26 protein-coding genes and 1 pseudogene are annotated in these 24,481 nt (G+C 69.7%); 14 read left to right on the forward strand and 13 right to left on the reverse strand.

The annotated features are described in order from the left end of the window. Window positions 1-113: 113 nt before the first annotated feature. The 4 genes from ON23_RS16890 to ON23_RS16905 all read left to right on the forward strand — a co-directional run bounded on the left by ON23_RS16890 (window position 114) and on the right by ON23_RS16905 (window position 2,519). Window positions 114-845 (forward strand): FadR/GntR family transcriptional regulator, encoded by a 732-nt coding sequence (locus ON23_RS16890; RefSeq protein ID WP_039779315.1) that lies wholly within the window; start codon window positions 114-116, stop codon window positions 843-845. Beyond that, entirely contained in the window at window positions 835-1,500 is a 666-nt protein-coding gene (locus ON23_RS16895; RefSeq protein WP_039779317.1) for a sterol desaturase family protein, read from the forward strand. The genes ON23_RS16890 and ON23_RS16895 overlap by 11 nt, the downstream gene beginning before the upstream one ends. Before the next feature lie 161 nt (window positions 1,501-1,661). Then, window positions 1,662-1,880, forward strand: coding sequence for a hypothetical protein (locus ON23_RS16900; RefSeq protein WP_036505405.1), 219 nt, complete (start codon window positions 1,662-1,664; stop codon window positions 1,878-1,880). A gap of 66 nt (window positions 1,881-1,946) precedes the next feature. Further along, complete coding sequence (locus ON23_RS16905; RefSeq protein WP_143860094.1) at window positions 1,947-2,519, forward strand: hypothetical protein; 573 nt, start codon at window positions 1,947-1,949, stop codon at window positions 2,517-2,519. An 89-nt stretch (window positions 2,520-2,608) separates the two neighbouring features. On the opposite strand, the gene ON23_RS16910 is transcribed toward ON23_RS16905, so the two are convergent. The 9 genes from ON23_RS16910 to ON23_RS16950 all read right to left on the reverse strand — a co-directional run bounded on the left by ON23_RS16910 (window position 2,609) and on the right by ON23_RS16950 (window position 13,777). Next, window positions 2,609-3,226 carry a TetR/AcrR family transcriptional regulator gene (locus tag ON23_RS16910; RefSeq protein WP_039779319.1) on the reverse strand — a complete coding sequence of 206 codons (618 nt, stop codon included), beginning with the start codon at window positions 3,224-3,226 and terminating at the stop codon, window positions 2,609-2,611. A 55-nt stretch (window positions 3,227-3,281) separates the two neighbouring features. Further along, window positions 3,282-4,232 carry an alpha/beta hydrolase family protein gene (locus ON23_RS16915; protein WP_245555977.1) on the reverse strand — a complete coding sequence of 317 codons (951 nt, stop codon included), beginning with the start codon at window positions 4,230-4,232 and terminating at the stop codon, window positions 3,282-3,284. Window positions 4,233-4,315: 83 nt separating this feature from the next. Beyond that, window positions 4,316-6,445 (reverse strand): acyltransferase family protein, encoded by a 2,130-nt coding sequence (locus ON23_RS16920; RefSeq protein WP_245555979.1) that lies wholly within the window; start codon window positions 6,443-6,445, stop codon window positions 4,316-4,318. 145 nt (window positions 6,446-6,590) lie between these two features. Then, window positions 6,591-7,256 (reverse strand): rhomboid-like protein, encoded by a 666-nt coding sequence (locus tag ON23_RS16925; RefSeq protein ID WP_039779322.1) that lies wholly within the window; start codon window positions 7,254-7,256, stop codon window positions 6,591-6,593. A gap of 170 nt (window positions 7,257-7,426) precedes the next feature. After that, window positions 7,427-8,584, reverse strand: a complete 1,158-nt coding sequence (locus ON23_RS16930) for an AMP-binding protein (protein WP_039779324.1) — start codon at window positions 8,582-8,584, stop codon at window positions 7,427-7,429. 618 nt (window positions 8,585-9,202) lie between these two features. After that, window positions 9,203-9,982 carry a metallophosphoesterase family protein gene (locus ON23_RS16935; protein WP_218001102.1) on the reverse strand — a complete coding sequence of 260 codons (780 nt, stop codon included), beginning with the start codon at window positions 9,980-9,982 and terminating at the stop codon, window positions 9,203-9,205. 26 nt (window positions 9,983-10,008) lie between these two features. Then, the gene (locus tag ON23_RS16940; RefSeq protein WP_039779325.1) at window positions 10,009-10,833 is read right to left on the reverse strand and encodes a BON domain-containing protein; all 825 of its coding nucleotides are present in this window, start codon (window positions 10,831-10,833) and stop codon (window positions 10,009-10,011) included. 32 nt (window positions 10,834-10,865) lie between these two features. Then, window positions 10,866-11,354, reverse strand: coding sequence for a hypothetical protein (locus tag ON23_RS16945; RefSeq protein WP_039779326.1), 489 nt, complete (start codon window positions 11,352-11,354; stop codon window positions 10,866-10,868). After that, on the reverse strand, window positions 11,351-13,777 hold the full coding sequence (locus tag ON23_RS16950; protein WP_051042780.1) for a molybdopterin oxidoreductase family protein: 2,427 nt from the start codon (window positions 13,775-13,777) through the stop codon (window positions 11,351-11,353). Before ON23_RS16950 ends, ON23_RS16945 begins: the two co-directional genes overlap by 4 nt. Before the next feature lie 176 nt (window positions 13,778-13,953). On the opposite strand from ON23_RS16950, the gene ON23_RS16955 reads away from it, so the two are divergent. Beyond that, complete coding sequence (locus ON23_RS16955; protein WP_051042781.1) at window positions 13,954-14,478, forward strand: DUF4383 domain-containing protein; 525 nt, start codon at window positions 13,954-13,956, stop codon at window positions 14,476-14,478. A gap of 8 nt (window positions 14,479-14,486) precedes the next feature. Here the strand turns inward: ON23_RS16955 and ON23_RS16960 are convergent, their stop codons facing one another. Then, complete coding sequence (locus ON23_RS16960; RefSeq protein ID WP_039779327.1) at window positions 14,487-15,326, reverse strand: SDR family oxidoreductase; 840 nt, start codon at window positions 15,324-15,326, stop codon at window positions 14,487-14,489. A 112-nt stretch (window positions 15,327-15,438) separates the two neighbouring features. Then, a complete protein-coding gene (locus tag ON23_RS16965) occupies window positions 15,439-15,987 on the reverse strand; it encodes a TetR/AcrR family transcriptional regulator (RefSeq protein ID WP_039779328.1) in 549 nt (182 codons plus the stop codon). 82 nt (window positions 15,988-16,069) lie between these two features. On the opposite strand from ON23_RS16965, the gene ON23_RS16970 reads away from it, so the two are divergent. The 9 genes from ON23_RS16970 (at window position 16,070) to ON23_RS17010 (ending at window position 23,036) form a co-directional block, all read left to right on the forward strand. Further along, complete coding sequence (locus ON23_RS16970) at window positions 16,070-16,537, forward strand: DUF4334 domain-containing protein (RefSeq protein ID WP_039779329.1); 468 nt, start codon at window positions 16,070-16,072, stop codon at window positions 16,535-16,537. A 3-nt stretch (window positions 16,538-16,540) separates the two neighbouring features. Further along, a complete protein-coding gene (locus ON23_RS16975; protein WP_039779330.1) occupies window positions 16,541-17,629 on the forward strand; it encodes an alcohol dehydrogenase catalytic domain-containing protein in 1,089 nt (362 codons plus the stop codon). A 142-nt stretch (window positions 17,630-17,771) separates the two neighbouring features. Then, window positions 17,772-18,830 (forward strand): FUSC family protein, encoded by a 1,059-nt coding sequence (locus ON23_RS16980; RefSeq protein ID WP_210743176.1) that lies wholly within the window; start codon window positions 17,772-17,774, stop codon window positions 18,828-18,830. A 69-nt stretch (window positions 18,831-18,899) separates the two neighbouring features. After that, window positions 18,900-19,361 carry an SRPBCC family protein gene (locus ON23_RS16985; RefSeq protein ID WP_039779331.1) on the forward strand — a complete coding sequence of 154 codons (462 nt, stop codon included), beginning with the start codon at window positions 18,900-18,902 and terminating at the stop codon, window positions 19,359-19,361. A gap of 9 nt (window positions 19,362-19,370) precedes the next feature. Then, window positions 19,371-21,005, forward strand: coding sequence for a phytoene desaturase family protein (locus ON23_RS16990; protein WP_245555981.1), 1,635 nt, complete (start codon window positions 19,371-19,373; stop codon window positions 21,003-21,005). Between the two features lie 17 nt (window positions 21,006-21,022). Further along, the gene (locus ON23_RS16995) at window positions 21,023-21,271 is read left to right on the forward strand and encodes an MBL fold metallo-hydrolase (protein ID WP_051042782.1); all 249 of its coding nucleotides are present in this window, start codon (window positions 21,023-21,025) and stop codon (window positions 21,269-21,271) included. 73 nt (window positions 21,272-21,344) lie between these two features. Next, the gene (locus tag ON23_RS17000) at window positions 21,345-21,869 is read left to right on the forward strand and encodes a DUF4142 domain-containing protein (RefSeq protein WP_157170235.1); all 525 of its coding nucleotides are present in this window, start codon (window positions 21,345-21,347) and stop codon (window positions 21,867-21,869) included. Continuing rightward, window positions 21,869-22,369 (forward strand): SRPBCC family protein, encoded by a 501-nt coding sequence (locus ON23_RS17005; RefSeq protein ID WP_051042789.1) that lies wholly within the window; start codon window positions 21,869-21,871, stop codon window positions 22,367-22,369. The genes ON23_RS17000 and ON23_RS17005 overlap by 1 nt, the downstream gene beginning before the upstream one ends. A gap of 73 nt (window positions 22,370-22,442) precedes the next feature. Beyond that, the gene (locus ON23_RS17010; RefSeq protein ID WP_039779333.1) at window positions 22,443-23,036 is read left to right on the forward strand and encodes a DUF4291 domain-containing protein; all 594 of its coding nucleotides are present in this window, start codon (window positions 22,443-22,445) and stop codon (window positions 23,034-23,036) included. Between the two features lie 87 nt (window positions 23,037-23,123). Here the strand turns inward: ON23_RS17010 and ON23_RS17015 are convergent, their stop codons facing one another. Beyond that, entirely contained in the window at window positions 23,124-24,188 is a 1,065-nt protein-coding gene (locus tag ON23_RS17015; RefSeq protein ID WP_039779335.1) for an NAD-dependent epimerase/dehydratase family protein, read from the reverse strand. A gap of 11 nt (window positions 24,189-24,199) precedes the next feature. Beyond that, window positions 24,200-24,481: pseudogene (locus ON23_RS17020) on the reverse strand (carboxylate--amine ligase); the annotation flags it as partial.

Raw genomic sequence — 24,481 nt, forward strand, 5'->3', positions numbered from 1 at the left:
ACCTCTCGGAACAGCTCGATCGTAGCCGGAGGGCGGCGAATCCCCCGGCATCGCTCCCACCCAACTGGTCTGACCACTTGACCTCTGACCGCAGCGGGTTTAGCGTTCCCGTCATGGCCTTTCAGCGGATCGACCGGCAGACGGTCCCCGACGCGGTATTCGACCAGCTCGTCACCGAGGTCCTCGACGGAGAACTTCCGGCGGGCGCCACCCTTCCGGCCGAACGGCAACTCGCCGAGGCGCTCGGAGTGTCGCGGCCGACCGTGCGGGAGGCGCTGCGCAAGCTCGCGCACACCGGGCTCATCGACGTGCGCCAGGGCGGGGCGACCACGGTGCGCGACTTCCGTCGTGCGGCCGGATTGGATCTGCTGCCCCGGCTCATCGTGCGCAACGGCGAGTTCGACCACACCGTGGTCGCGAGCATCCTGCAGGCGCGGCTGGTCCTGGGCCGGGAGGTCGCCGCCCTGGCCGCCGAACAGGGCGGCACGCAACTGCACGCCGAACTCGGCGACTGCCTGGAATCGCTTGCCGCACAACAGGAGCCGGTCGCACAGCAGCTCGAGGCGCTGAAATTCTGGGACCACATCGTCGACGGCACCGGGTCGATCGTGTTCCGGCTGCTGTTCAACACGCTGCGGGAGGTCTACGAGCCCGCGATCGTCGCGCTGGCCGGGGTGATGGCCGCCGAGGTCGGCAGCATCGACCACTACCGCCGGCTCACCGCGGCCGTCGTCGGCGGCGACCCGGCCGCGGCCCGCACCGCCGCGGACACGCTGTTGCGCGTCGCCGCAACACAATTCGACACCGTGATACGCACAATGGAAGGTGCGGACGATGACCGCTGAGACCCGCTCCCACCGCCGGACCACGACGCTGCCCGACGCCTTCGGCGTCTTCGTGCGCCGCCCCTCGCCGTGGATCATCACCACGCTGCTGGCCGGCGCGCTCACCGCCCGGATCGCGGTGGGCGACTGGCAGCTCACCGACGCCCTGGTCGCCGGGGTGATGCTGGCGTTCTTCCCGGTGACCGAGTGGATGATCCACGTGTGCATCCTGCATTGGCGACCCCGCCGGATCGGCCGTCTCACCCTCGATTCACTGCTCGCGCGCAAACATCGCGAACACCATGCCGACCCGCGCCGGGTCGACCTGATCTTCATCCCGTGGCAGACCTTCCTCTGGCTCTTTCCGGCGCTGGTTGTCGTTGCGGCACTGGCCTTTCCACGCATCGGGCTGGGATTGACCTTCCTCACCGTGGTTGGCGTGCTGGGCCTGGGCTACGAGTGGACCCACTATCTGATCCACACCGACTATCAGCCCCGCACCCGGCTCTACACCGCGGTCCGGCGCAACCACCGGCTGCACCACTTCAAGAACGAGCACTACTGGTTCACCGTCACCAGCTCCGGTACCGCCGACCGGCTGCTCGGCACCTATCCGGATCCGGCGTCGACGCCGAATTCCCGCACCGCCACGGCATTGCACGGCACCGGTCGCTGAGCACCCTCGCCTCGGCCGGATCCCGCGGCGCACCGACCGCGGCCGCCCCCGGCACTGCTGCCCCGGATACTCGGGGCTGGTCCGATTCGTCCGGATGTAGTGAATTTGACGGTGCGGCAGCCGCATTCACAACGACATTCACGGAATAGGACTTCATCCGAATGAAGAAACTCGGAACTCTGACCCTGATCGGTGCCGCCGCGGCGGCCGCGCTGTGCGGCGGAGCGGGCATCGCGGCGGCCGACGACGCCGTCTCCGCGACACCGGTGGTGGCGCCGGGCGAGCCGGACCCCACGGGCACCGGCTCCGCGTCCGGCATCACCGATCTGGTGAAGGCGCTGTCGAGCGGAAGTGCGCAGGCCGCGACGCCCGCGCAGTGATCGGGACGGTTCCCCACTTCACCGGAGGTGGGGAACCCGCGGGGCGGGACCACTATGTTCGTGGGTATGCACTGGGATCAGATGACCGCCACGACCGAGGAGCTGCGCAAGCGAGCGACCCGCCTGCGACGCGGCGTCGGCCAGCTCGGCATCCTCGAATCGATCCTCAGCGCGGCGCACGGCCCGTGGCTGGGCGCGATGGACGCCGACGGTCGCGGCACCGCCGAACTCAGAATGCATCTCGCCGGGCGATATCGGGTGACCGCGGTGGTGACCAGCGCGGGCAAGCTGAGCATGATCCAGCTGCACGCCCCCACCCCGGACGGTGGCGACAGCGAGCGCGTGCTCTCCCCCAAGCCCGCACTGCGCCGCGGCTGGCACGACGACGAGCCGATGCCGAAACAACCGCAGTGGCTGGACTATCTGGTCGAGTGGGTGGGTTCGGCCAGTACCGACGTCGACCGGCGCTCGGTGCTGGAATGGCATCTCGAGGGCGCCGACCGGCGACTCGCGGCGATGAACGAGACGATCGAGAGTCTGCGACTGAGCCTGGCCGAGCGCGAAGAACTGCGCGACGAGGTCGCGGCCGAGGTCGGCCGGCTGCGCGCCGAACTCGACTCGCTCGATCCCGCACGCTAGTCCCGGATCAGCCGATGCGACAACGGCTGCTGGAACCGAACCCGCCGCCGAACAGTCGCGACACACGGCGCGACGACCATCGTGGCGATTTACGTCTCGATCAACGACAGTGCGACGGGGATGAGGAGATCGGTCAGCTCACTCACGTCGGGACGCGGCTGCATCAGCAACCACTCGTGGGCCAGGCCGTTGACCGCGCCGATCAGCACACTCGCCGAGAGCGCGGCGCCCCCACGCAGACGCGCGCCCTGGCCGGCGATCGGCACCACCACCATCTCCAGCAGGGTGACCCAGCCGTGCCGGCGTTCGCGGCGATGCTGCTCCATCCGGTCGCTCGCGCCGACCACCTCGATGAACGCCAGCTTGGCCCGGTACGGGTCGGAGGTGATCGAGTCGAGATAGGCCGACAGCACCACCGCCATCGCCCGCGCCGGATCGGCCGGCGACAGCGTGCCCAGGGTCCGCACGACCGCCGCGGCGGCCTCGTCCTGAACCCGGTCGTAGGCGGCGATCAGCACATCCTCGCGGGTCTGGAACTCCTCGTAGAACTGCCGTTTCGACAGTCCGGCCGCGGCGCACACATCGGCCAGCGAGCAGTTCGCGTAGCCGCGTTCGGCGAACACCTTCGTCGCCGCGACGATGAACCGCTGACGGCGTTCGGCCCGGCGTTCGGTCACCGCACGGCCGCCGTACTGTCTGTCCGCCATCGTCACGAATCCACACTATCGGTCGCCACCGCCGGCGGCAGGGACGGTGCCCCGGCTACGCCGATTCGGCGACGCTCGCGAGAATCGCCACCCGCGCCACGGACCACGCCGCAGAGCCCGGATCGGTGAATTCGGCGTGCCCGACACCGGGCAGGATGTGCAGGTCGGTGGGGTCGCCGGCGCGGCGAGCGGCCTCGGCGTAGCGGCGGCTCTGTTCGACCGACACCACCCGGTCGGCGTCGCCGTGCACGGCCGTGATGTGCACGCCGCGGGGAAGATTCACGATCGGCGAGGCGTACCGGTAGCGGTCGGGCACCTCGTCGGGCAGACCGCCCAGCAGTTTTCGCGCGAATCCGTCGTTGCCGTGCGCCACCGCGTAGTCCAGATCCAGGACCGCGGCCATCAGCGTCACACTGCGGATGCGCAACCCGCGCGATGCGGCCTCGCCGTCGGTCCGGCGGCCCGCGACCCACGCCGCCAGCTGCCCGCCCGCCGAATGACCGGCGAGATGGACGTTGTCCAGATCGAGCCGTCCTCCGGCGCGCTGCTGGACGACCGTGCTCAGGGCCGCGACGGCGTCGTCGACATCGGTCAGTGTCACCGGCCAGCCGCCGGCGCCGTTGACCCGCCGATACTCGACATTCCACACCGCCACACCGGATTCGGCGAGTTGCCGGGCCTGCGCGGAGAACTGGGTCAGATCGCGGTACTGCGACCACCCGCCGCCGTGGATCAGCACCACCACCGGACACCGGCCCGAAGATCCGGACAGCGGCCCACCGGCGGGCAGATACAGGTCACCGAAGGTATCGGCTTCGCGGCCGTACGCGATCCGCATCGGCACACCGGCTTCGGCCGGTTGAATGCTCAGGCCCGGCACCGCCGGACCGGCATGCCCATCCGGCGCCGCCGGTTCCACGGAACCGAATCCGATCGCCGCGACGACGATCGCGAGTACCCCGGCCATGACCCACCGGCGCGTCCCACCCTGTCCAACGCCCACCACGTGCGGGCACCTCCTGCTCGAGCCACTCGTGGGATACGGTACTGGCAATCGAGCCGCCGTGTCGTCCCACGTGACGCGCGGCACTACCACCAGTGCAGCAGTGGTCCCAACTCCCGGCCGAGCGGCCCGGACAGCGAACGCGAGTAGCTCGAGGTCAGATGGTGTTCGTCGTGGTAGATCAGGATGTTGCCGGCGACGACCGGGCATACCGACGCATCGCAGAACGCATCGCTCAGGTCGATCGGGAAGATGTTCGGGTAGCGCGAGGCCGGTTCGAGCTGCGGATCGACCGGATCCAGCGCATCGCTTCGGCGCATACCGCAGCTGACCGGGTCGCCGCCGCCGGCCAGGCAGTCGGCCGCCGCGTAACGAATCTCGTTGTGGCGCAACCACGGTGAGTCGCGGATGGTGACGGTGTCCAGGCCGCGTTCGGCCAGGGCCGACCACACGTCCACGTATTCGGGCGGTGTCTCGTCACCGGTTCCGGTGCGGGGCCGGCTGCCGGTGGTGAACACCCAGTCCGGACGGTCGACGGCGAGGCGGTCCAGGACCGCGCGCGACCAGTCCCGGCAGTCGGGAATCGGTTCCCCCTTGTAGGTGGCGTCGTCGGCCAGGGTGAGCGGGCAGCCCATCTTCAGATACACCTGGATGCGGAAGGAATGCTGTGCGGCGAGCTCCTGGAGCGCCGGAACCCAGTGTTCGGCATGGGAACTGCCCACCACCGCCAGGGTGCGGGTGGCGCTCGTATCGCCGTAGGTGCAGGTGACCACCTCGCGGGTGTCCCAGTCGGCGATGCAGCCGTCGAGCGTCGGCGGCGGAAGTTCACCGGGAGCCTGCAGGACCGTGGGCCGCATCGGCGCCTGCGGGGTCGGCGCCCCCGCCGCCAGCGCCTCGGCACCCGGATACAGCACCCGATCCAGCGGCCGCGTCGGTTGCGCCGGATGCATGCGCACCACACCGAACTGCCACGCACCCGTCGCCGCGACCACGGCGACGGCCACCGCGCACACCAGCGTGCCCGCGCCGCGCCGATACAGGGGCGACGAACTCAGCAAGGCACTGCGCGCCCCCAGGCGCAACGGCTGTTCGACGAGCAGGTGCGTCGCCCACGCCAGCAGCAGCGACGCCGCGACCACCAGCGCGCCATCGCGCAGCCCGGCGTGCGGGCGACCCGATTCGGCGAGGTAGAAGATGAGAATCGGCCAGTGCCACAGATACAGCGGATAGGCGATCTCGCCGAGCCACTGCGCCGGCCGCGAGGAGAGAATCCGATTGGGCCACGGCATGTCCGCCGCCGCGACGTTGTTTCCGGAGACGATCACCGCCACCGCGGCGAGCACCGGTACCAGCGCGGCGGGGCCCGGGTAGCGGTTGGCCCCGTCGACGATGAGCCAGCCGCAGAACAGCACACCCGCCAGACCGGCGAGCGCCGTCACCGCCCGCAGCATGCGCGGTAGCAGCAGGGCCGGTCCGGCCAGCGCCAGCGCCGCCCCCGCCAGCAGCTCCCACAGCCGCGCGCCGCTGTCGTAGTAGTTCCAGCCCTGATGCGTCGCCGCCCCGTGGGTCGCGTACAGCAGCGACACCACGGCCGCGGGTGGGATCAGACCGGCCAGGACAGGACGCAGCAGTGCGATGCGGTCGATGCGGTGCAGCACGGCGGCGACCGCGGCCACCACGACGAGGGCGAGCAGATAGAACTGTCCCTGCACGGCCATCGACCACAGATGCTGCAGCGGGCTCACCGACGGATCCGCGGCCAGGTAGTCCGACCAGCTCGTCGCGAGTCGCCAGTTCTGGTAATAGAACAGCGACGCCAGGGTTTGTCCCGCCAGATCCGACCATTGGGTATAGGGCCGCGTGGAGATCGTCGCCGCCACGACGGCGGCCAGGACGACGACCATCGCCGGCAGCAGCCGCCGCCCGGTGCGGCGCACGGTGAATGCGATGCCGACGGCTCCCCGCTCCGCGCGGCGCACCAGCAGTCCGGTGAAGAAGAATCCCGACAGCACCAGGAAGACGTCCACGCCGCCGGAGACCCGGCCGAACCAGATGTGGAACACCACCACCAGCACGATCGCCACACCGCGCAACCCGTCCAGGTCGCCGCGGTAGGCGGTCCTCCTCGACGCGGTCTCGGCTCGCCCCGGCGCCGAACGGACCGGTGCCGGCCGCGGCGGCGCTGCGATCCGGGCGCGCGCGATACCTCCGGTCACCACGCGAAACGCCGGTTCCCGCGAGGGGGCGCCGGTACCGACACACGAGGGTGGAGATGAACACGCGCAGACGACAACACGTCCACTCTCTTAGCACGCCGCAAACACTCAGCGCCACTTCGCTTTCCAGGTGCGCACCGATGAACTAGACTGCGCGCGCGCGACGGCGGCGGTCCCGCCACGCCTGCGCCGGATTCCACGTCGGCGCGGTCCGTGTCCGGGTGAGCGGGTAGCACGCCAGGCCGATCAGGAAGGCCGAGAAGTGGCCGATTCCCGTGAAGGTCAGGTGGATCAGCGGCGGCGCGGCGAAACACGCAGTGGCCGCCACGACATAGACCCATCGCCACGGATACGCGAGGTGATAGGTCAGCACGCCGATGATGCCGGCGAGAAAGTAGCTGACGCCGATATCGCGCACGTCGACGAGAGCGGGATCGGCATATCCGTGCCGGATCGCCCAGCCCAGCAGCCCCTCGCTGATGTAGGTGGCGCCCACATGGGCGAGCAACCCGACGATCGCCCAGCGCAGGGCGCCCAGCCACCGTTCGGCGGGCGCGTGGAAGACGCAGTACAGCACCAGATACGGCAGCCAGAAGTAGCCCGCGACCCACAGCAGGCTGGTCACCAGGACGTGGAGCGGATCGCTCTGCAGATTCGACAGATTCGTCGAGCGCTCGCCCAGAATGATCTTCAGGTCGTCCAGCGGCACCGCATGCTGCACGATCGTGGTCACCAGCAGCAGCGCCAACCACGAGAACGTCCACGGCGCCGTGCGGACGTAACGCCATGCCGCGGCGGCACGACCACGCATCCGCTCAGATCGTCGATTCGCCACCGTGGCTCCTCACAGGCCGATCGGGCCCGGCGCTCACGAGAGGTCGAGCGCCGGCGCATCGACTGTGTATCGCCCGCGCGACGGCGGCATCACCCACCACGGATGAGATGCCGAGGCGCGGCGGCCGCCGGACTACCCGGCCGCGGTCAGCCGGCGTCGACGACCGATGCGGGCAGGCCGGCCAGGCTGCGGCTCAGATAGCTGCCGTCGCCGGTGAGGGAGCGTTCGAATTCGAGCGGGTCGTTGAGGTAGGTCGTCGCCAGCGATTTGGTGTGCACGCGCGCGTACTGTTCGCCGTCGGTGGAGCGGTCCTCCATGCGGACTCCGGACAGCAGGTGGACGCCGGACGCACCGTCGGCGGCGTCGAATCCGTAGGCGACCGGGCCGGTTTCGTCGAGGCCGTAGCAGATGGTGATCGGCCCGGACACGGCCCGCACCCGCGCCGCCACCGAAGAGGCGACCGAATGCGGGGACAGCCGCAGCCGGATCCGGCGCAGCGCCGCCGCGACATCGACCGACAGGTCCTCCCGGGTGCCCTGCACCATCGCCTGATAGACGGCCGGTTCGGCCACCAGGACGGTCGGCGACTCCGCGGCCAGGTGGCGATGGATATTGCCCGGTGCGTGGGTTCCGGCGGGCAGGACCAGATCGGCGCCGGCGACGAGATTGGCGACGGTGGCGGTGTGGAATCCGAAGCGCCCGAACAGACCCGCGAAACACAGCGTCCGATCGGATTCGCGCAGTTTGCTCGCCCCCACCCACGCGGTGGCCGCGTTGAGCACCGCGGTCGCGGAGTACTCGAGACAGACCAGTCGCCGCGACGGCGCCGAGGCGACACGGCACAGTTCGGTGTCGCGGTGCAGGGCCGGGCGGTCGCCGTCGAAATCGGTGCGCTGCGCCCAGGATCGTTCGTCGAGCCGGATTCCACCGGCCTGCCCGGAGGCGACGACGGCGTCGATGCCGCACTCCTCGATCAGCTCCCGCATCGCGGTGAGCGGCAGTGCCGGATTGGCCAGGACGGGGATGTCGCCGCGAGCGAGCAGCGACAGCATCGTCGAGATGTATCCGGGGGAATTGCCGAGCGCCACAAGGACTCTCGCACGCGGACGACGCAACACCGTATCGAATCGCGCGGCCTTGTCGGAGACCTCGGCGAGCAGGTCACCGAAGGTCCGGCTGTCGTGCATGCTCGACACCGTCGCGTACGGGCGCATCCGCATGGCGGTCGTGACCGCGCTGAACAACAGCGCGGGCCTACCGGCACCGGTCGCGATATCCCTGCCCCGATATCCTCGAATATTCACCGATGCAGAATTTATTGTCATCGAATACCAATCTTTGTTCCCCCTTGTCCGATATCTACCGCATTCCTCCCCGCAGTACACGCTCGCACCCGATCACATGTGGACACAGGCAGCGACGCATCGCCTGCGAAGGAAACGTCACATGTACGCCACCGGGATGCGGACACATTAGCCAGAACAACAACAATGCGCAACCGCGCGCATTGTCACGTGTTGTGCGAAAGCATTTACGGATGCAAGCACATTTGCACGGTTGAATGTGCGCGATTTTGTGCGTACGCCGGGCCGCTCGGCGATCGTCATCAGGTACCGTCCGTCGAGCTCATCGACACCGCGAAACCTCCAGCGGCACCGGCCGTTCCCACCGCGCCCCGGGGCCTGTCCCGGCACCTGGCCGAGCGAGCCGCCGACGTCTCCCCGGGCCGGGCGGCCGCGCAATTCCGCGTCGCGACCGCTCGGAACATTCCTTCCCGCGTCGGCCGGAAGGTAATTCCCGCCGCCGGGGCCGGGACTTCCCGCACCGCCGACGGGTATTCTCCACAAATGATTCCGCAGCCCGGCGGGAATTACCAGAACTTCGGCGGCACTTCCTCGGCCGGATATTCCGGCAATTCGTTGTCAGGCCGGGGTCCGCGCGGCCTCGTGCGACTCGCTCGGCGCACCGGAACCGTCCGCCCGCTCCGGCACCGAGAGATCGTAGACCGTGTAGGCCGCGCGGATCACCGGCTGGGCCACATTGCGCACCCGCACCCCGCCGGGTGTGGTGCCGCGCTCGTACCCGGCGTGCGCGTGCCCGTGGATCGCCAGATCGGCGCCGCCGCACGTGTCGATCGCCTCGCCGAGCAGGTACGAGCCCAGGAACGGATAGATCTCGGGCGGCTCGCCGTGCAGGGTGTCCCCGCACGGGGAATAGTGGGTGAGCGCGACCTTCACATCGGTGTCCAGTCCGCACAGGGCGACATGCAGCGCGTCGGCGAGATCCACGGTGTACGAGGCGAAGTCGCGCATGATGCGCTCACCGAACACGCTCGCGCACTTGCCGGCGAAGCCGCCGCCGAAGCCCTTCGTCCCCGCCACGCCCAGCGAATAGGGACCGACGGTCACCGTGGTGGAGGTTCCTTCCAGCACCCGGATCCCGTGGTCGCACAGCAGGGCCGTGATGTCGTCCTGCAGATCGGAATGGTAGTCGTGGTTGCCGAGCACCGCGATCACCGGCACACCGGGGTCCGCCAGTTCGGTGGCGACCACCCGCGCCTCGTCGAGGGTGCCGTGCCGGGTGAGATCGCCACCGACCAGCAGTACGTCGGCCTCGGCCGGCAGTCGCTCCCATGCCGGGCGCAGCGTCCCCCGCGAATCCGCGCCGAGATGGATATCGGCCACCGCCGCGATGCGCACCACCCCGTCGGTCCGTTCCGGGCCCGTCATCAGCTCAGCCGTTCGTGATCGACGATGGGCGACTGTGTGGAGGTCACCCGAATATCGTTGTGAATGCGCAGTTTCGGCGCGTGCTCGCGCACGATGTCCTCCAGATCGCTGCGCTGCTGTTCGCTGCCGACCTCTCCGCACAGCACCACCACGGTGCCGCGGATGGTCACTTGCACGCCGAGTTCGGCGGTGCGCGGGTCCTCCGCGAACGCCCGCCGCAGATTCGCGACCAGATATTGCGGCAACACCTCGTCGCCCGAGTCCTGAGCCATGACCTCACCTCCGATTCCGAGATCCTCGATCAGCGCCAGAAACGCCCGCGCGTACGGCGAGACCGCGGTTTCGTCCCGGGCACGCCGCCAGTCGACCTGCTCCCGCAGATCCCGGGCGATCGCCAGCAGCCGGGTGAAATCGAGCCGGTGCGGGTCGAGGACCATCAATTTGTCCACCATCAGATCGGTGCCGCTGAGCACCGGAGCCGCCGCCGGGCCTATCCGCATCCAGGTGGCGCGGCCCAGCAGATCGTCGTCGACGTTGCGGTAATTGGGCCGGAAGATCAAGTCCACCAGCGTATTTCCGTCGTATACCTTGGTCAGCCAGTCCTCGGGCGGGTCGACCGCGTGCAGCCCGGACGCGGTCAGGATGTCGCGAGCGCGGAAGGCGTCGGCCGGTTTGACGTAGATGTCGACGTCGTGGTCGCTCGCGGGACCCCCGCGGGCGTACACCGCACAACCGCCGCCGACCGCGAAGTCGATCTCATGGGCCAGCAGCGCGTTCACCACTTTGGTGAGCGTGTGCAGCAACTGCTCTATCGAGGCAGTCATAGCGGGCGCATACCCGCCGTCGGCAGCGGTATTCACGGCGTCGCGACGGCCTGCGGAGCGGTCTCCTTGATCTTGGCATTGGCCCAGCGCATCTGCCGCAACGTCTCCGGATGGCAGTCGGTGGCCAGGTCCAGCAGTTCGCTGTCTCTCGCCGCCTGCGCCGCCTGGGCCAGGATTTCCCAGTTCACCGACACCACCGCGGCGTGGCTGTGCAGCGTGCGCAGATCGCGCAGCAACAGCAGCGCGGGCGCGTGCCGCCGGCCGACCAGGGTGCCGAGCGTCCGGCGCGCCGATTCCACCGGTCCGGCGGCCGACAGCGGCGACGCGTCCAGGCGCAGGCCGCGCCGTTCTCCCGTCCGGGCCAGTTTGCGGCGATGCTCGTCGGTCCAGACCAGCAGATCGCGGCAGACGTGGTGGACCTCGTGGTCGGTACGGTGACGATCGGCGGTGCGGATCAGCAGTTTGCCGAGATGGGTGTCGCTGCGATGTATTTCGGCGAGCATGGCGTCCAGGTCGTTCATCGCGCACTCCGCTCCAGTTCGACCGCCGCTGTGGTGGTTCGCTCCGATCGCCGGCCGGGGCGCACGCGTTCCAGTGCGGCCGCACCGGATTTGAACAGCGGCTGTTTGGACACCGGATCCCATTCGGTGGGGGTGAGTTCGTTGGCGGCGGTGCCGTCCTTCCCGGCGGGGCGATCGCCGGCCGCGGTGTCCCAGTAGCCGTAGTGGAACGGGAGAAAGACCACGCCGGGGCGGATGTCGCCGGTGCGCAGCCGGGCCGTCACCCGCCCGCGCGGGGTGCGCACGCGCACCAGGTCGCCGTCGTCCCACCCTTCGCGCCGGGCGTCCTCGGCGGCCATCTCCACCCACACCTCCGGTGCGGCGGCCTGCAGTTGCGGGGCGCGGCCGGTTTTGGTGCGGGTGTGGAAGTGGTAGAGCGTGCGACCGGTGATCAGCGCATACGGATAGTCCTCGCTCGGCGACTCGTGCCGCGGAAGAAACTCCGCCGCCTTGATGATCGCGCGGCCCTCGGGGTTGAGCGCGCGATATTCGGTCGGTTCCAGCGGCGCTCCGGTGATCAGATCACGACCGTAGGTTTCGCAATCCTGCGGCGCCGCACGGAATTTCGCATCGGCGTACAAGCGCTCGGTGCCCTCCGGATGCTCCTCGGTGCACGGCCACTGAATGCCGCCCAGCGCGCGAAGTTTCGCGTAGGTCATGGCCGAGTAGTCGCACAGTCGTCCCGCACTGCACCGCTTCCACTGCTCGAAGACCTCTTCCGGCGTCCGCCACGGCAGCAGCGGTGCGCCGTCGGCGTCGCGCAGGTCCAGGCGGCGGGCGTAGTCGAGGAAGATGTCCAGATCCGGCCGGGCGGCGCCGGGTGGCTCGACCGCCTTCTCCGACAGATGCACGGTGCGGTCGGCGTTGGTGAAGGTGCCGGTCTTCTCGCCCCAGGTCGCCGCGGGCAGTACCACATCCGCCAATCGCGCCGTCTCGGACAGGAAGATGTCCTGCACGACGAGAAACAGCCGCCGCTGCGACAGCAGGGCGCGCACACGCGCGAGTTCGGGCAGCGACACTGCCGGGTTGGTGCCGTTGACGTACAGGAAGCGGATCGACCCGTCCTCGACGAAGCGCAGGATCTGCATCAGATGCGTCGGCGCGCTGAAGTGCGGTATGCGTTCCGGATCCACATTCCACAGCCGTGCCAGTTCTTCGACGTGAGAATCGTTGGCCCAGTTGCGGAATCCCGGCAGATCGCCGTTGGCGCCGCATTCGCGGGTGTTCTGCGCGGTGGGCTGGCCGTTCATCTGCAGGACGCCGCAGCCGGGGCGGCCCAGCATGCCGCGAATCAGATGAATGTTGTTGACCTGCACCGCCGCCGCGGTGGCCTGGTGGGATTGGTAGAAGCCCTGCAGCACCGTCGACAGCACCCGCTCGCCGGTGCCGATCACCCTCGCCGCGGCCCGCAGATCGGCCGCCGGCACGTCGCAGATCTCCGCCGCGCGTTCGGGCGTGCAGCCGGCGACCTGTGTGCGCAATTCGTCGAAGCCGACGGTGTGCGCGTCGATGTAGTCGCGATCGATCCACTCGTTGCGGATCAGCTCGTGCAACAGCGCGTTCATGACCATCACATTGGTGCCCGGGCGCGGCGCCAGATGGATGCTTGCCGCGCGGGCGACCTGCGTGGTGCGCGGATCGACACAGACGAGGGCGGGCGGATTCGGGCCGCGCAGACGATCGAGCATGCGCGACCACAGCACGGTCTGGGTTTCGGCGACGTTGTGGCCGTAGAGCGCGATCACGTCGGCGTGGTCGACATCGGCGTAGCTGCCGGGCTGCCCGTCGGATCCGAACGACTCCTTCAGCGCCTCACCGGCGGTGGCGGTGCACAGCCGGGTGTTGCCGTCGAGATGATCGGTGCCGATGCCGCCGCGGGCCAGAACGGTGAGCGCGTAGTACTCCTCGAGGAACAGTTGTCCGGTGGTGTAGAAGCCGATCGATCCCGGCCCGCGCTCACCCAGCAGGTCGCGGGTCCGCTCGGCCACCATCGACATCGCTGTGTCCCAATCGGTTTCGACCAGTTTGCCGCGGCGGCGCACCAGCGGGGCCCTCAGCCGGTCGGCAGAATTGCTGGCCTGCCAGCCGAACAGGTCCTTCGGCCCCAGCCGCCCGCGGTTGACCCGGTCCCCGGCGCGACCGCGCACCCCCACGATGCGGCCCTCGTGCACGGCGATATCCATCGCGTCACCGTTGGAATGCAGCACCGAGGCGGTCGGCACCCAGCGTTCCACCATGTCCTCGCGCACACCTTCGGCCAGGAACATGTCCACGCGTTCCGGCCACCGTTCCCCGGGACCGTACGGGGTGCGCGTCCCCCACGGGTGCGCGATGCGGTCGTGTTCGTTCGCCCCGGCCGTCTGTGCACCGGATCGGATATGCATGGTCACCTCGGAGACGAAGAGTGGCGGATGGCGCGGACCCGGTCCTGGCGACCGCCCGGTCTGTGTCCGCGATACCCGCGCCGACCGGGTTGTAACGGGTTCGCGCTGTTCGCGGCGGTCCGGTGCGGCTACCGTCGAAGTCACGGGCGAATCTTCGGCATTCGAAGGGAGCAGCGATGGCCACCGCATCTGTATCTCGGCATCGGGCGCGGGTTTCCCCGGTGCAGGCCGCGGCCTATGTGGTCGGGGCGGCGTTCCTGGTGGTCGGGGTGCTCGGGTTCATCCCGGGCGTGACCACGAACTACGACATGCTCACCTGGACCGGGCACCATTCCGGCGCCGAACTGTTCGGCGTGTTCCAGGTCTCGGCGCTGCACAACATCGTGCATCTGGTGTTCGGTGTCGCGGGTCTGGCGATGGGCCGCACGACGATGACCGCGCGGACCTATCTCATCGCCGGTGGTGTCGTCTACCTCGCGCTCTGGGTGTACGGCCTGGTCGTGGACAAGGAGTCGAGCGCGAACGTCATTCCGGTCAACACCGCGGACAACTGGCTGCATCTGGGCCTCGGCGCGGCGATGCTGCTGCTCGGGCTGTTCCTCGGTCCGGCCGGCGACCGTCCCATCCTGTTCGAGGGTTCGCCGCAGCCGGGACGGCCGGAGTCCGCTCCGCCCGGGACCGGCCACGGGCGCACCGATTGACGGGCCGATCAGAGAATCGGCCGGCCGCCGGTGACGGCGAGCCGCGCACCGGAGATGTAGCTGCCGTCGTCGGAGGCCAGCAGCACATAGGAGGCGGCCAGCTCGGCGGGCTGTCCGGCCCGTCCGAGCGGGACGTCGTCGCCGAAGTTGCGGACCTTCTCCACCGGCATGGTGGACGGGATCAGCGGCGTCCAGATCGGGCCAGGCGCGACGCTGTTGACGCGAATCCCCTTCTCGCCCAGCAGCTGTGCGAGGCTGGCGCAGAAGTTGGCGATGGCCGCCTTGGTGGCCGCGTAGGGCGCCAGCGTCGGTGAGGGCATATCCGAGTTCACCGAGGAGCTTCCGATGATGGAGCCGCCCGCCGGCATATGCGGGACGGCCGCCTTCACCAGATGGAACAGCGCGCCGACGTTGAGCTTGAACGTGTAATCCCATTCGTCGCCGGAGATCTCGTCGAGGCTTTCGTGCGTCATCTGATAGGCGGCGTTGCTGACCAGCACATCGATTTTTCCGAATTCCGTTGCGGCGCGGTCGATGACGGCCTTGCAGTGTTCGGGATCGGACAGGTCGCCCGGCACCGCGACCGCCTTGCGCCCGGCCTGCTCCACCAGCGCGACGACCTGTTGCGCGTCGTCGTGCTCGTCGAGGTAGGAGATCAGCACATCGGCGCCCTCGCGCGCAAAGGCGATGGCCACGGCGCGCCCGATTCCGCTGTCGGCGCCGGTGATCACCGCCGCCTTCCCGGTGAGTTTGCCCGACCCCCGATAGCTGTCCTCCCCGCAGTCCGGTTGCGGGGTCATCCGCTGCTGCACCCCGGGGACCTGTTGCTGCTGCTCCGGAAAACCCATCGCGATCTCCTGTCGACGTGGCGGCGGTGGAAGGTCCCCACGTTCGCGTGCAGCCCGGGGAGCCTCAGCACTCGCGCTACCCGCACCCGCTACGGGCAAACCAGCGCCGCGCTCAGGGGGCGATCAGCCGCCGGGCCGCGAGGACGGTGGCGGCGCGGCGGTCCTCGGCGTCGTCGTCGTGCAGCGCGTGCACCGCGGAGGTGCGGGCGAGATCGGTCAGCAGGGTCAGCAGGGTCAGCGGTTGAAAGGTGCCGGTGATCAGCCCGGCGCGCTGACCGCGACGGATCTCGGCGATCTTGGGTGCGACCGCGCGCCGGATCGCCTCGTCGGCACCCGGGATCTGGGTGCGCTCGATCTCCGCCCACGCCTGCAGACGGGCGTTGTCGGGATTTCGCAGATAGTGATCGAAGAGCCTGCCGACGTAGGACGGCAGATCGTCCGCGTCCAGCGCGGTCGCGGCGGTGGTCTCGGTAGCCCATTGCTCGGTCACCGCCGCGTAGAGGTCGTCCTTGCCGGAGAAGTAGGCGTAGAGGCGATCCTTGCTGGCATGGGCCGCCTCCGCGATCCGGTTGATCCGGGCCCCGGCGATGCCGTAGCGGGCGAACTCCGCCTTGGCCGCGGCGAGGATTCGCTCCCTGGTGGCATGGCCTGCTGCGCGCATGCCGCGGATCCTATCTTGCCGAACCAGCCGGTTCGGGTGTAGTTTCCCGAACCAGCTGGTTCGGGAAACTGTGGAGGATGCGATGACCGGGACAACCGAACGCTGGCGCGAGCTGGCGGCGCAATCGAGCGGAGTATCGACGGACGAGTTGGACCGGCTGTGGGCCGAACTCGCGGTCGTGCGCGCCGAGGACATCCTCGGCGAATGGAAGGGCGCCGCCTTCCGGACCGGCCACCCGCTGTGCCGCGCACTGGACAAGAGCGGCTGGTACGGCAAGACCTTCCATTCGACGATGGATGCGAAACCGCTGATCTGCCGCGCCGAGGACGGCACGCTGTACTCCGATGTCGAACTGGGCGGCGGCGAGGCCACGCTGTGGAACATCGAATTCCGTGGCGAGGTCACCGCGACCATGGTCTACGACGGCCGCGCGGTGTTCGACCACTTCAAGCGCCTCGACGAGAACACGCTGATGGGCATCATGAACGGACGACCCGAACTGGTGCTGGCCGGCGGCGAATACTTCTACTTCCTGCTCGAGCGGGTCTGAGCCGTGCCGGTGACCACTGCCGCGCTGTCGCGCGATCCGCGGGCCGCCTTCAGCCTGGAATCCGTCACGATCGACGAGCCGCGCGCCGACGAGATCCTGGTCCGGATCGAGGCGTCGGGAATCTGTCACACCGATCTGGTCTCCCGCGCCGCCGGCGCCGCCGACCGCCCGATCCTGCTCGGCCACGAGGGCGCGGGTGTGGTGGCGGCGGTCGGCGCCGAGGTGGCGGGCGTGCGGCCCGGCGACCGGGTCGTGCTGACGTTCCGGCACTGCGGCAGCTGCCGCAACTGCCGGCTCGGCCGCCTGCCGTACTGCGCTCGATCCACGGCGTTGAATCAGTTCGGCGGCCGTGCCGATCGCTCGCCCCGCATCACCGTCGACGGCACGCGCGTGCGCGACGGGTTCTTCGGGCAGTCGAGTTTCGCCGGATACGCGCTGAGCACCGCGGACAATACGATCGTCGTCCCGGGCGGTACCGATCTCGCCGTCGCCGCCGCGCTGGGCTGCGGCTTCCAGACCGGCGCCGGCGCGATCCTGAATGTGCTCGCCCCGGAACCGGATTCGCAGCTCGTGATCTACGGCGCGGGTGCGGTCGGTATGGCCGGGCTGCTGGCCGCGCGCACACGTCCCGGCACCACGGTGCTGGTGGTCGAACCGTCCGCCGATCGCCGTGCGCTGGCCCTCGAACTCGGCGCGGCCGCCGCCCTGGCCCCGGGCGACGAGACCGCCGCGACCATAGACGAACTCACCGGCGGCGGCGCCACCCACGCCCTCGACACCACCGGTCGTCCCGACGTGCTCGCGGCGGCGGTGGCGGGGCTGGCCACCGGCGGCGCGGTGGCGGTGGTCGGCCTCGGCATCGGCGTCCCGCAGCTCGATATGCGCGATATCGTGTTGGGCGGCAAGACCATTCACGGCTGCCTGGAGGGCGACGCCGTGCCGCGGCGATTCATCCCGCACCTGCTCGAGCTCTACACCGCCGGGCGGCTGCCACTCGACCGGCTGGTCCGGTCCTACCCGTACACCGAGATCGGCGCCGCCCTGGCCGACCACCACGCGGGACGTGTCGTCAAACCCGTTCTGACCTGGTGACCGCGGCCGACGCCGCGTTTCGCCGGAAACGTCGCGGGTAGCTCGGCGAGTAGATGCCGGCCCACCCGCGACGAAGGGACTGTTCATTCCGCCTCTCGGATATCGCGCACGAGCGGCGCGACGACTGACCACGACGTGGCCGGTGCTCGCCTGCACTCGTTCCGGGCGCGAACGTGAGGCACTGATCCAGGCCGCGAAGATGGCCGGGGCCGCCGTCGCGGCCTGGACCATCGCCCGCGCGGCGATCCCGGCGCCGCAGTCGTTCATGGCCCCCTACGCGGCGGTCTTCCTGATGACGACCACGGTGTACCGCTCGCTCACCGGCGCCGCGCAGCAGACCTGCGCACTGCTGGCCGGACTGGCGGTCGCCTACCTCACCACCCTCGTCTTCCGGCAGCCGATGCTGACGCTCGGTGTCGCGGTATTCGCGGGAATGATTGTGGGGCAATGGCATCGGTTCGGCACCAGCGGCATCTGGACCGGGGTGACCGCACTGCTGATGGTCTGTTACGGCACCGCGCAGAATCTGACCTATCTGGCGTATTGGATGGCCGAAATCCTGCTGGGGTCGGCCATCGGGGTCGCGGTCAACATGATCGTGCTGCCGCCCATGCATCTGCGCCGGACCCGCGAGGCCGTCGACGCCCTCGCCGGAGAACTGCGCGAACTGCTGGCCTCGATCGCCGCGGGCCTGACCGAGCACGTCGATCTCCCGACCGCGGCGCACTGGCAGCATCAGGCGCGGCTGCTCGATGCGACCGTGCGGCGCGCCGACGACGCGCTCGGACAGGGCCGCGAGAGCCTGCGCTGGAATCCGCGCTGGCTGGTCCGCCGTCGACGCGACTGGCATCCAGCGGTCTCCGAATCCCCGTTCCGGACGCTGAGCGAGGTCTCCGAACAGGTCAAGCGATTGACCGAGGCGGTGGCGACCGGCGCCGAATACGACGAATTCGGCGAGGTGTTCGCCCCCCGGCTCGCCCACCTGGTCACGATACTGGCCGACGCCGTCGCCTGCCTCGACGCCACCCACGCCCATCCCGCGCGATTGGACGCCTACCTCGACGAACTGCGCACAGCGCACGCCGATACCGCGGCCGCCGTGCGGGATCTGTCCGAGCGGCACATCCCCGGTCACGCCCAGCAGGCCGCACTGCTCGCGGTGGTCCGCTCGATGTACGCACTCGACGCCGGGACCGAGTGATCCGTGTACGAGCGCGCGGTGCGGGTATGGCGTCAGCGTTGCCCACCGAGACCACGAGGAGGTCGCAGCATGACAACAGTCACCGAATCGGTCGATGTGCACGTACCGGTGACCACCGCCTACAACCAGTGGACCCAGTTCGAATCGTTCCCGCAGTTCATGCAGGGCGTCGAGCGGGTCGAGCAGCGCGACGACACGCACACCCACTGGACGGTGCACGTCGCCGGCGCGACCCGCGAATTCGACGCGAAGATCACCGAGCAGCACCCCGACGAGCGGGTGTCGTGGACCTCGGAGGCCGGCCCCCGGCATGCCGGAGTGATCACCTTCCATCGGCTCGACGAGGACCACACGCGGGTGACCGCGCAGATGGATATCGATCCCGACGGGTTCGTGGAGAACGTCGCCGACAAGCTCGGCATACTCGATCGTCGCGTCAAGGGTGATCTCGAGCGTTTCCGCGACTTCATCGAATCGCGCCCCCAGGAATCGGGCGCGTGGCGCGGGGACGTCGACCGGCCCCGGCCGTAGCGCATGCCCGTGTCCTCGCCCACGCCCGGTGGTTCGGCGCCGCTCGATGCCGAGCCCGTCGACGCCGTGATCATCGGCGGCGGGCACAACGGCCTGGTGAGCGCCGCGCTGCTCGCCGATCACGGCTGGGATGTGGTGGTGCTGGAGGCCCAGGACACCGCCGGGGGCGCCGTGCGCAGCGCCGAGCTGGTGCCCGGCTACCGGATGGATCTGTTCAGCGCGTTCTATCCGATGGCCGGCGCCTCGCCGGCGCTGCGCGGCCTCGGTCTGGAAGATCACGGATTGCGATGGAGCCGAGCGCCCATCGTGTACGGCCACCCCCGCAGTCCCGAGGACAGCGATGCCGCCGTCGTCCATCCGGACGCCGAGATCACGGCCGAGGCGCTGGCCCGGCGCGACGCTCGCGACGGCCGCACCTGGATGCGGCTGGTCGAACAGTGGCGGCAGGTGCGCGAACATCTGCTCGGGTCGTTCCTCGGCCCGTTCCCGCCCGTGCGCGGCGCGGCCGGGTTGTGGCGTGATCTCGGCTCCGCCGACCTGTTCCGGTATCTGCGGTTCCTGATGCTGCCGGTCGGGCGGATGGTCGACGAACAGTTCCACGACGAAGCCGCCAAATTGCTGATCATGGGCAACGCGATGCATGCCGATGTGCCGGTGGACGCCCCCGGCAGCGGTGTCTACGGCTATCTGCTGACCATGCTGGCCCAGGAGGGCGGATTCCCGGTTCCGGTGGGTGGAGCCGGGGCCCTGAGCGCGGCCCTGGTGCACCGCGCCGAATCGGCGGGGGCGCGGGTGCACTGCGGCCAGCCGGTCGAACGTGTCGTCATACGCAACGGACGCGCCGACGGCGTGATCACGGCCGCGGGTCAGATGGTGCGGGCTCGCAAGGCGGTCATCGCCGATATCGACGCGCCGACGCTCTACACCCGGCTGCTCGCCGACGCGGATCTGCCGCAGCGGCTGCGCGCGGATCTGGAACGATTCACCTGGGACGCTCCCACCGTCAAGGTGAATTACGCACTCTCCGAACCGATTCCGTGGCGGTCGAAACAGCTGCGAGAGGCGGGCACGGTGCATCTGGGCGCCGACCGGGCCGGACTGGCGCGGTGGACCACCGATATCGGCACCGGCGTGGTGCCGCACACGCCGTTCATGCTGTTCGGTCAGATGACCACGGCCGATCCCAGCCGGTCGGCGCCCGGCACCGAATCGGCGTGGGCATACACCCATCTGCCGCGCGGAGTCACCGACGACGCCGCGGCCGACCTGCTGGCCGAACGGGTCGACGCCGTCCTCGAAGCCCACGCGCCCGGCTTCGGCAGCCGGATTCACGCGCGGATCGTGCAGCGGCCCAGCGATCTACACAGCGCCGACGGCAATCTCGTCGGCGGCGCGGTCAACGGCGGCACCTCCCAGCTGCACCAGCAGTTGGTGTTCCGGCCGGTCCCGGGACTCGGGCGGCCCGAAACCGTGGTGCCGGGACTGTATCTGGGCTCGGCCTCGGCACATCCGGGCGGCGGCGTGCACGGCACCTGCGGCGCCAACGCCGCCCGCGCCGCGCTGGCCGACTCCCGCCCGACCGGATGGCCGCGGCGAAAGTTGTTGTCCCGCTTGCACACCGCGCTCTACGACATCGACCGCTGAGCGGACGGAGACAGCTCGTGGACCTGTCGATCACCGTCGTCGGCAACGCGACGACGCTGCTGTCCTTCGGCCTCACCGTCACGATGGACGGCATGCAAGGCGCCGGGCTGGTGGACCTGCTGCGGGAGCCGCGCGCGGTGCCGGTGCACTACGACGACTACACCGTCTTCGCGTCCCCGCTCGCGGAATTCCGCGACCGGATGCGGCAACGCGGAGGGGCCGATCGCATCGTGGAGATCCCGCGCGGCGACACCGTGGTGGTGTGAGCGCCGGCGGCACGTGTATGACGCGCCGCGCTGGGCATCCGGGCTGCAAATACCCGGCGAACAGGAGCACATCATGAAATCACCGCATCGTCTGCTGGTCGTCACCGCCGCCGCGGTCGGCCTCGGACTCGGCGCTACCGCGGTCGGCGCGGCTCAACCGGCCGCACTGTCGGCGCAGGACAGCGACTTTCTCGTCGCGGTCCACCAGGGAAACATGACCGAGATGCTGTCCGGCGCGGGCGCGGCGGCCATGGGTACCTGTCAGCAGGTGCGCGATCTCGGTCCCGTTCTCGTGACCGACCACACCCGGCTCGAGGCGATGGGCGCCGCGGTCGCGATCCCGAACGGCGTGGCCCTGCCGTTGATGCCGACCGCCGACCAGTCACAGCAGATGCGTGAGACGGCGATGAAGACCGGCCGCGAGTACGACCTGGCCTGGCTGCACATGCAGGAGGGTTTCCACGTCCAGACACTGCAGGCGGGCGCCACCGAGACCGCGCAGGGCAGCAGCCCGCAGGTCACGGCGTTGGCACAGAACGCCGCGCCCGTGGTCCAGCACCATCTGGACATGATTCGCGACGCATTGGCGGTGTGCTGATGGGCGAGGTCACGATGGGAGTTCCCGGTTCGGTCGAGCAGGTGTTCGCCGTGCTGTCCGACGGCTGGTCCTACGGCCACTGGGTGGTCGGGTCGACTCACATGCGCGACGTGGACCAGGACTGGCCGCGGATCGGCTCCCGGATTCATCACAGCGTCGGCGCCTGGCCGCTGATGGCTCAGCAGGCCACCCGGGTGGTGGCCGTCGATCCGCCGAACAGCATCGAACTGGAGGCGGAGTTGTGGCCGTTGGGGGTGGCGTGGATCCGGCTGGCGATGACGCCTATCGATGCCGACACCACCGAGGTGAGCATGAGCGAGGAGGTGATCCGCGGGCCGGGCCGGTTCATCCCCGACATAGTGCAGACCATGGCTCTCAAACCCCGCAACAAGCAATCGCTCACGCGCCTCTGCGATCTGGTGGCCTCACATTACGTCGACACCCGCAAGCCGGACACCCGCCGGCCCGGCGCCCTCGCGCCCGACAACCCGGAGCCCTAGGTGAATGATTCCACGGGGTCGGAGGAGTGAAATTCGCTCGCCGACCGAGTCGTTCGGCGTCACGCTCTACACCATGGAAGAACCACGACACAGGATCCGCGCGCTCCATACGGCATCCACCGTCACTGTCTACCAGGCATATTCCCCGGCCATCGGCAAACCCGCCATCCGCGACGGCGCCTTCCCCGCGGCATGGAACCGGGACCGGATGACGTGGATCAAGCCGTCGTTCCTGTGGATGATGTACCGCTGCGGATGGGGTACGAAGCCGGATCAGGAGACCATCCTCGCGGTGGAGATCTCACGCAGCGGTTTCGACTGGGCATTGCGCCATGCGTGCCTGTCGACCTACAAGCCCGGGCTGCATCCCGACCGCAGCACCTGGCAACGCCGGCTGAAGCGCGCGCCCGCCCGCGTCCAGTGGGATCCCGAGCGGGATCTGTCTCTGCGGCCCCTTCCGTACCGCGCGCTGCAACTCGGGCTCTGTGGTGAGGCCGTGCGACGTTACGCGGACGAGTGGACAGTCGCCATCAGCGACATGACTCCACTCGCCCACGAGATTCATGAGCTGGTCAGAGATGGCGACCTCGACTCCGCTGCCCGGCTACTGCCCGATGAGCGCCCGTACCCAGCCGCGGACGAACTGCTGGCACACCTTCGTTCGTGACTGCGGACTCGCCTCCCCAGCTGGTCCCACGCCTCGGGCACGAACGTCGGTGGACACGACTCTGTGGAGTGAGGACATGTGGGCCTTTCATCCCGGCCGATGGTCCGGCCGCTGATCTTGGTGTGTCGGGCGCCCCGGGCGACACCGCATCGGATCGGGATTCAGCGGCGGGCTGCCGCCGGAGGCGTGTTCGCGCAAACCGGCGGCAAGCTCGGCCGCCACGTCGACCGCGGAATGCGCCGGCCGCCAGTCGAGTTCACGCCGCGCCCGCTCCGCTCGCACCAGGCACGCGCGATCGGCCAGGCCCAGCCACGCCGGATGCAACGGCAACAGCCCCGCGCGCCAGCCGGCGAAGGCGGCAGCGGCCAGCAGCGGGCGAGGCACGGGAATTCGCACACCTCCGAAGATCTCGGTCAGCAGCGGTGCGGTGAGCACGGGTTCGGCGGCCAGGTCGAAGGCGCCGGTGGCGCGGCGCACCAGGATGGCCCGGATCGCCGCGGCCACATCCTCGGCGTGGACGAGCTGCAGGCGAAGGCGGGGCCACAGCGGTACCGGCAACCACGGCCGGCCGACCGGCGAGCGCGGCAGCCAGGGCCCGAGCAGCCAATCACCGAGTTCCGCGGCCGCGTCGGATTGGGCGATCCCGCACGGCCGGATCCGGGCGACACCGACGGCCGGTCGTTCGGCGGCGAAGGCGTCCAGCCGTCGTTCCAGGTCCGCCTTGTCCCGGCTGTAGGCGCCGCCCGGTACCCCGCCGCGTGGTTGGCGCTCGTCGACACGGGTCCAGCGCGGTGCCGGAGAATAGGCGGCCACCGACGAGGCGACGGTCAGATGCGTGACGCCGCTGTCGGCCACCGCGCCCAGCACGTGATCGGTGCCGATCCGGTTCGTGCGTTCCAGCGGCGGATCGGTCCGGCGCGGATGCACCGCCCAGGCGAGGTGCACCACCGCGTCCGTCCCCGCGAAGGCCGCCGCCAGCGTGGGGCGGGCGGCCGGGTCCCCGATATCGCACGCGACCCATCGCGCCCGCGAATACGGTTCCCGGTCTGCGGGCGGCGGGCGCCGGGCGATGGCGACGATCTCGGCATCGGGCAGCGCCCGCAACAGCGCCGTGCCGACATTGCCGCTCGCGCCCGTGATCGCGATGCGCATACACCCCTCCCCTACAGCGAACAGCCGTCCGCGGTCGCCTCGGCCAGTTCGTCCACCACATCCGCGACCGCCCCGCGCCGGTGCAATGCGGCCGACTGCCGCCGGGCCCCGTTGCCGCGGGCCGTCACCGCGGCGATCGTCTCGGTCACGAACCGCTCCTCCTCGAGTTCTCGCAGCGCCGGGGTGACGTGGTCGACGAGCCGGGCCAGCCGGACGCGCGCCGGCTCCACTCGCCCGTCCAGCGGATCGACGCCGTCGCCGTCGAGTCCTTCGCGCGCGGATTTCCAATAGGC

Source organism: Nocardia cerradoensis NBRC 101014 (genome assembly GCF_000308535.1).
In the GTDB taxonomy this organism is placed as follows: domain Bacteria; phylum Actinomycetota; class Actinomycetes; order Mycobacteriales; family Mycobacteriaceae; genus Nocardia; species Nocardia cerradoensis.